Genomic DNA, 1,804 nt, shown 5'->3' on the forward strand with positions numbered 1-1,804 from the left:
TGCTCGCGACGACCGCCGCCGAGCGGGATGAGGCGCAGCGCCTCGGCGGGCGCTACCGCATCGGCCTGGAGCAGGCCGAGCAGCAGATCGCGGCCGTCCGCGCCGTCCACCCGCGCGAGCGGCGCTTCGGCCGCTGGGTGTGCGGATCGTGCGTGGCGTGGGACGGGCAGACGGTGCCGTGGCCGTGCGCCACCGTCGCCGCGCTCGGCGAGGTCACTGGCACGGCGGACGAGCCCGCGATCCCGGCCGACGACGGCCTGACCGCCGAGGGGCGGGCGGCGTGGCGCGCGAGCATCGTGAACGACCTGGCCCGCGCGATCTCCGACGCCGAGGTGCGGCTGACGCTCGGCGAGGCGGCGCACTGGAGCATTCTCGGCGAGGACGGCCGCGACCGGTACCGGCGCTCGGCGCGGCACCTGCTGAACAGCCGTACGTCGCTGGCCGTCGGCGGCAACCTCGGCACGGCGGACGTAGACGGCGGTGATGGCCGGTGACCGCCGCGCGCATCGAGCAGCTCGCCGCCGTCCTCGCGTTCCTGGTCGTCCTCGCCGTCCTGCTGGTCGGCGCGGCGCGGGACGCGCGGGTCTGCCGGCGGCGCGAGCGCGACGCGCTGGTCGCCGCGATGCTCGCGCAGCGGTTCGAGCTGGACGCCGACCTCGCCCACGCCATCGCCATCACCGGCGGGACCGACGACGCCGTCCGCGCGGAACAGCTCCGCGAGTGCGCCGCCGCCGTCCGCGCCGCGTTCGCCCCCGGCGCCCCGGCCACCGCGAAATAGGCAGGCGGCCGGGCGCGACCCAACCGCGCCCGGCCGCCCCGAAGGAGGATCCCATGTCCAGACCCGCCCGGACCGCCCCGCCGCCCGCCGTCGCCCTGGCGCCCGTCCGGGAACGCCGCTGCCGCCCGTGCGGCAAAGTCCGCTACGCCACCGAGGCCCGCGCCGAGGCCGTCATCCGCTACCTCGCGACCCTCGGCGTCGGCACCCACCGCCCCATCCGCGCCTACCGCGCCGCGTGCGGATGGGTCCACCTCACCAGCCAGCCCGCCCCCCGCTGGACCACCACCATGAAGGGACCCCGATGACCCAGCGCACAGTGAACGTCAGCATGGTGATCGCCACCGACCTCACCCCCGAGGACGTGCAGCTTCGCGTCCTTGCTGCGATCAGCGACCGGTTCGAGATCCGGCACACCAGCGTCATCGACATCGTGGTGTTGGCGCAGCTCAACCGCGAGGTCGAGAAGCGCGGCGGCGACCGCCGCCCCGCCCTCTCCGACCTCAAAGACTCCGGCGCGATCGAGGCGGACGCGGACGCGGTGATCCTGCTGCACCGCGAGGACGCCTACGACCCCGAGTCGCCGCGCGCGGGCGAGATCGACCTCATCCTCGCCAAGTCGCGCCACGGGCCGCAGACCACCGTCACGTGCGCCTACCAGGGCCATTACTGCCGCATCGCGGACATGGCCCGCCACATCCCGCCCGAGTACCGGCCGCCCATCGAACGCGGCCACCTCGTCGCCCTCTGAAAGGAACCCGCATGATCAACGCGAACCGGCGCTACGAGGCCGTCTTCAAGCGCCCCACGGACGGCCCGAACCCGGCCCGCCCCCACTAATTCGAGAACGTGCCCGTCGCGGCCTGGACCGACGAAGGCGAACCGCTCGTCGTCGCGGCGGGCATGCTGCGCCGCGCGGCCTTCATCGCCGGGTTCGAGGGGGTCGAGGAAGGGCGCGGCCCGGTCGTCGCGGCCCTGCCCGGCACCGGCTACTGCGCCGGCTACCGCAGCGACGACGGCCTCATCCGA

At 75.1% G+C, this 1,804-nt stretch carries 4 protein-coding genes and 1 pseudogene; all 5 read left to right on the forward strand.

The genetic code is table 11. The features are described 5' to 3' along the window. Positions 1–494 (forward strand): hypothetical protein (locus amrb99_RS49305; protein WP_190869013.1); only part of this gene is annotated, 494 nt, incomplete at its 5' end. Further along, positions 491–778: a hypothetical protein gene (locus amrb99_RS49310; protein WP_190869014.1), complete on the forward strand. Its 288-nt coding sequence runs from the start codon at positions 491–493 to the stop codon at positions 776–778. The genes amrb99_RS49305 and amrb99_RS49310, both read left to right, overlap by 4 nt. 53 nt (positions 779–831) lie before the next feature. Next, entirely contained in the window at positions 832–1,083 is a 252-nt protein-coding gene (locus tag amrb99_RS49315) for a hypothetical protein (protein ID WP_190869015.1), read from the forward strand. A gap of 122 nt (positions 1,084–1,205) precedes the next feature. Then, positions 1,206–1,526: pseudogene (locus amrb99_RS49320) on the forward strand (DnaB-like helicase C-terminal domain-containing protein); the annotation flags it as partial. A 98-nt stretch (positions 1,527–1,624) separates the two neighbouring features. Further along, a partial coding sequence (locus amrb99_RS49325; protein ID WP_190869017.1) for a hypothetical protein occupies positions 1,625–1,804 on the forward strand: 180 nt, incomplete at its 3' end.

The organism is Actinomadura sp. RB99, from assembly GCF_014706005.1.
GTDB lineage: Bacteria > Actinomycetota > Actinomycetes > Streptosporangiales > Streptosporangiaceae > Spirillospora.